The organism is uncultured Lutibacter sp., assembly GCF_937891065.1.
Taxonomy (GTDB): Bacteria; Bacteroidota; Bacteroidia; order Flavobacteriales; family Flavobacteriaceae; genus Lutibacter.
This window is the reverse complement of record NZ_CALAEQ010000179.1, coordinates 1-5463: the sequence shown is the minus strand read 5'-3', so window position 1 is coordinate 5463 and position 5463 is coordinate 1. Positions and strand designations below refer to the sequence as shown.

General features: G+C 32.6%; 2 protein-coding genes. Both read right to left on the bottom strand.

Features of this window, described 5'->3' with window-relative positions; all coding sequences use genetic code 11:
* Positions 1 to 453: 453 nt before the first annotated feature.
* A complete protein-coding gene (locus Q0352_RS09725) occupies positions 454 to 2082 on the bottom strand; it encodes a RagB/SusD family nutrient uptake outer membrane protein (RefSeq protein ID WP_299527109.1) in 1629 nt (542 codons plus the stop codon).
* Positions 2083 to 2111: 29 nt separating this feature from the next.
* Positions 2112 to 5249 carry a TonB-dependent receptor gene (locus tag Q0352_RS09720; RefSeq protein ID WP_299527108.1) on the bottom strand — a complete coding sequence of 1046 codons (3138 nt, stop codon included), beginning with the start codon at positions 5247 to 5249 and terminating at the stop codon, positions 2112 to 2114.
* Between the last annotated feature and the right edge of the window lie 214 nt (positions 5250 to 5463).

Genomic DNA, 5463 nt, shown 5'->3' with positions numbered 1-5463 from the left:
CAATATTTAATGGCGCTTGTAGTGATGAAAAAGTTTGAAAAAATTGGAGATTTGCTTAAAAATATTTCTGAAAGCATTATTTTTTATATTGATGCGAAAGTTTTAAAGCATAAGAAGAAAAAATAATCATTTCAACTGAAAAAAATATTAAAAAAAGGGTGTTATTTAACACTCTTTTTTTTAGATAAAAATGGAATAGGAACAGATTACGCAACCTGGGGCGCTTGCTGGACTATTGAATAATAAACTTGAATACAATATAAGTATTAAGAAAATAGGGCTAACTGCGATGTTATTTCACATTCAAATTTTGCAGAGAGTATTTCATTCTGTTTGTAAAAAATCAATTTAGTAAAACAAGAAAAGCTGAACGATGTTAACATCGTTCAGCTTTTAAATTATTTTTAAATCGCAAATAACTTTTAACTGTTATCTCTGACTTATAAATATGTATTAATTTTGATCAGCCTCTGAAAGATGAGGATTTGCATCAATTTCTGCTTGAGGAATTTTAAATATCCATTCATTATTAACCGATGGTTTTGCTTGTTGAAAACCGTCTTGGTATAAAACTTGAGAAGCTCCAGAATTAGTTAAATCAATTCCTTCATCCCAACGAATATGATCAACATAACCAAAACCTTCTCCATAAAGTTCAATATAACGTTGAAGCTTGATTTGATCCATTAAACTTTCATTCGTGTTAAAAACAGTTACATCAAATGCGCTATCTCTAGATTCTCCAAGTGGTTTAAGAGCAGTTTGAGCACCAGACAAATTATTTGCCATTAATTTAGCTTCCGCTTCAATTAAATACATTTCTGAAGAACGCATATAAATAACATCATCCGGGTCAATTGTACCAGGATTTTTTTGTAAAAATTTCACATGCATATATGGATGTGTATTATGACCTGTTGTCATACTATAAGTACTAATAACATCTCCCCAAGCAGCCCAAAAATCATCTGCATTATCATAGTTAGGGTCAGAAGTATAACTACCACCTTGTCCATTTGCTGCAGCACCATTCGTATTAGGAGCTAAAGGTAAAAATGCATCTTTTCGATAATCAGTATCAGGAAGTTGTGCATATTTCTCTTTATCAACAATTTTTGGATTACCTCTATTTTGGCTTCCGTTAAATGTAGGGCAAATTAAATAAAAGTATGAACGGAAAAAAGTAGTTTCAGAATCAATCACATTACCTCCCCAAATAACTTCACTTAGAGAAAGTGTGTTAAAACCAGATTTCCAATCAGATTCATTTAATAAAGGATAACCAGCGCGAGCCATTTCTGCTGCTGAAGCTGCAGTAGCCCAATCTCCTTTTGATAATGCAATACGAGCTTTTATTCCGTATGCAGCATTCTTTGAGATATGAGATTTTCCATTAGCACCAGCAAAAGTTTTAGTACTATTATCAAAATAAGAAATTGCAAGATCTATATCAGCTTCCATTTGAGCGTATACTTCTGCAACAGTTGCTCTTGGTCCACTTTCATAAGGAGCTTCAGAACCTATTTGTAAAGGAATTCCAGGATCAGTTGATGGATTTCCAATTATATATCCTTTAGCATAATGTGTTATCAATTGATAGTAACACCAAGCTCTATAAGCATGAGATTGACCAAGAATGTTGTTTACATCATCATCAATAGTTACCCCACCTTTTGCTATTTCATTAATAATAGCACTTGAACTTGCTATAAAATGATAACGTTGGTACCACAATTGTTCAACCATACCTCCTTGTGAATTAGTATGTGCTAACCATTGTAAATCAGCTCTTTGCCATCCATTAGATGCAGCAGTATGAATTAAATTTCCAGTAATAACATCACCCATAGGTATAAAGTAGTGTTCACCAGCATAAGTGTTTGAACCACCTGGTACAATCCCAGTTTGAGCATACATTAGTCTGTGTAATCCAGATAATACTAGAAGTAAATTGTCTGGAGTGGATAGGGCATCTGCCGCTGATATGGCATCTGTTGGTTTGGTTTCCAGAAAATCTTCTGAACAACCTGTCATTGTAACAATCAACATTGCCAATAACAAAATTTTAAATTTTCGTAACATAATCGTTATATTTTTTTACAGTTAAATTTTTAAAAAGAAACATTTAATCCTAGTGAAACAGTCTTAGAAGGATTAAAATCATTACCCGATGGTGTTCCCGCCAGGTTATATTGAGGGTCTAAACCTATTCTTTCACTTTTCAAAAATAAATTTTCACCAGATACAAATAATCTTAAATTATTAACTCCAATTTTTTCAGAAATGACTTTATCAAAAGTATATCCTAAATTTACATTTTTTAAAGCTAAAAAGCTTGCATCTGTTATGAATCTAGTAGATGATGTTTGTACTTGATTAACATTTCCAGTCTCTAATCTAGGAACGTCAGTTACATCACCCGGTGCACGCCAAGCGTTCAGAGCATCAATATGTAAAGCTCTACCATATGTACCAGAATGCATTAAACTAGCATAACCAAAATCTAAAAATTCACCACCAATTCCATACGTAAATAGAACATCTAAAGAGAATCCTTTGTAACTAAAGCTATTTGCTACAGAACCTAATATATCTGGTATTGTATTATCACCTGTATATGCTCTTCCTGCTTCATCCCAATCATTAGTTGTTGATTGTGTTCCATCAGCATTTAAAACTGCTACTCTTTGACCTTCTAAGTCACCAGCACCATCTTCAAACATGTAATACAATGCATCACCATTACTTGGGTCTACACCTGCATAGTGATATATATAATAATCAAATCTAGAACGTCCATTTTCCCAACGTTTAGAACCACTTACGAAAGGATCTGGAATATTAGTAATTTCATTTTTATATGTAGAAGCTTGAAGTGATAAATCCCATTTAAAATCATTACTTTGGAAAAAATGAGCTGTTAAGGCAAGTTCAAGTCCTGAATTGTACATATCTCCAATATTTGCAGGACCTGCATCTAAACCATTTGACAATGGTAATGGAACATTATATAAAAGTTCTGTTGAATTTTTCTTATAGTATTCAATTGATCCATCAATAAGATTATCGAAAAGTCCAAATTCTAATGCAACATCAAAACTTTCAACAGTTTCCCAAGTTAATCCATCATTTCCTAAATTTGTCCATACAATTGCTGGATCTCCACCATTAGAAGTTAATGAATAACGAGGTTGAGAGATGTAATAATCATTTAAATTATCGTTACCAACTTCACCATAAGATCCTCTTAATTTTAATCTGTCTACAAAAGAAACATTATCCATAAATTTTTCTTGGTCTATACGCCAAGAAAGACCTAAAGAATAAAAGTTACCCCAACGAACATCACTATTAAAAACAGAACTTCCATCACGTCTAGCTGATGCACTAACATAATACTTATTATCGAAACTATAGTTAAATCTTCCAAAATATCCTTCAGTTTTTTTATCTGAGCTATAACCACCTAAACGAACTGGAACCGAGAAATTATCAAACTCAAAAATCCCTACAGCTGTTTGTGTAGTTGATAAACCATTATTCTCTGAATAGTGTCTATCAAAGCTTTCATGACCTACCGTTACATCTATTTTATGAACATCCTTAAGAGTCTTATTGTATGTCAATATCTGATTAAAGTTAGATGTATTTCTACGGTATCTAGTTTCACCATATCTTCCAGTTGGCGCACCATCACCTACTACGTTATTCTCATAACTTTTATTAATTCCTTCATTAATATCTCTACCGTAATTTAACGAAAGTTTTAAACCTTCATACAATTTAAACTCTGTATAGTATCTAAAACCATAAGTATTGTTTCTGTTTAATTCATCATTAAACAACGTTTCAGCAACACCATGACGTCCAGGACTATAAGGTCTGCTTTGAATATTATACTGTGAATAACCTTCTCCTAAATCAAATTCAGGATTTCCTGCTGCATCAAGAACAAGATTTCCATCTAAATCATTAAGGTATACAGGGTAAATAGATCCTATATTTAAAGCCCAGTTAAAAGGATTAACAATGCTACTTTCACCTGCTCCACCAATTCCATTAGATTCAGAAATAGAAATGTTAGCACTACCTCCTAAACTTAACCATTCGGTAGGTTGGAAATCGGCATTTAAACGAGTATTAATACGATCAAAATCTGAAGTAATTACATATCCTTCTTCATCAAGATAAGTTGCAGAGAAAAACACTTGATGATCTTCACCACCACCAGCAATATTTACTGAATAGTTTTTTCTAGCTCCTGATTGCTCTAAAGCATCATTCCAATCTAAACTTTTATATATTAATTGTGCATTTGGGTTTAACTTACCATCAAGCCCAACAATTTGATCATTTGGTACGTTAAATGGATTGTATCCTAAACGATTGTAAATTCCTGCAGAAGCTGCAGCTGCATCTCCTCCAATTGCAGAAGTGTTTCTGTAAGCCTCCCACATTAATTCGTAATAATCACCTGGATTTACAGCTTCATATGGGTCAATTCCTCTTGATACAAAACTATATTGAGTTGAAGCATTTACTACAAGCTTTCCGTTTTTATTACCTTTTTTAGTTGTAATAAGCACTACACCGTTAGCACCACGAGAACCATATAAAGCCGTTGATGAAGCATCTTTTAAAACTGTCATAGAAGCAATATCTTCCTGACTTATAGTATTTAATGCTCCTTCAAATTGAATACCATCAACAATATATAATGGATCTGTTGAACCGTTTAAAGTACCTACACCACGAATAACAATTCCTGGAGAAGAACCAGGTTGCCCATTTGCAGATGTTATTTGAATTCCAGTTGCTTTACCTTCTAAAGCAGCAATTGGAGATGTTACAGTTCTTAAAGCTAAATCTTCAGTAGAAATAACCGCAGCAGACCCTGTAAAAGCTTCTTTTGTTGTTGTACCATAAGCAATAACAACAACTTCATCTAATACATTAGCATCTTCCTGCATAACTGCATTTAGAGTAGAACTAGTCCCAACAGTAAGATCAATTGTTTTCATACCAACATAAGAAAATGTTAATACGTCACCAGTATTCGCAACTATTTGATAAACACCATCAAAATTAGTTTGTGTACCTGTTTTTGTATTTTTAATAAGTACAGTAACTCCAGGTAATGGACCACTTCCGTCCGTTACAGTACCTGAAATCGTTTTTTCCTGTGCAAAGGATATTTGCACCACGAACGCTAACAAGAGCGTTAAAATTCCGTTAAACTTTGTTTTCATTATTAATTTGTTTATGTTAAAATTTAATGACCCCTTTGGTTCATTAGAACAAAGATGTAAAAATTTACCATAGGTTGCGCAGTAATTGTCACAATAAAGGCATTTTTATGATATTATCACTAGATTTTAATTTTGTTAAATTATTCTTAAAAATAAATTTACAACTATAACGATTTCGAAATTTTTAAAAATGTAATGTAAAAAAAATGTAAAT

Excerpts from the sequence above, each read along its gene's own strand:
- Q0352_RS09720 (WP_299527108.1), bottom strand. The coding sequence starts at position 5,249 with ATGAAAACAAAGTTTAACGGAATTTTAACGCTCTTGTTAGCGTTCGTG.
- Q0352_RS09725 (WP_299527109.1), bottom strand. The coding sequence starts at position 2,082 with ATGTTACGAAAATTTAAAATTTTGTTATTGGCAATGTTGATTGTTACA.